This is a genomic window from Cedecea sp. B1(4), from assembly GCF_059414925.1.
In genome coordinates, this window is record NZ_JCAHMZ010000221.1 from 1 (window position 1) to 214 (window position 214).

Genomic DNA, 214 nt, shown 5'->3' on the forward strand with positions numbered 1-214 from the left:
TCGCGTTAGGCGCCCACAGGCCGTCAGCCAGGAAACGCGGAACGGTGTCGTTGGCAGTAGTCGCCGCAATAAAGCGCTTAATAGGCAGGCCGAGGGATTTTGACAGCAGGCCAGCCGTCAGATAGCCAAAGATACCGCACGGCAAGGATAACACAATCTGATTACGCGCTTACATCGGCAACAGGGCTACCGCTTCGAAGTAAAAGCAGATCTG

The 214-nt window shown here is 55.6% G+C and carries 1 pseudogene; it reads right to left on the minus strand.

Going from position 1 to position 214, the window contains the following annotated elements:
• Positions 1 to 214, minus strand: a pseudogene (locus ACR6JA_RS22705) (threonine synthase); the annotation flags it as partial.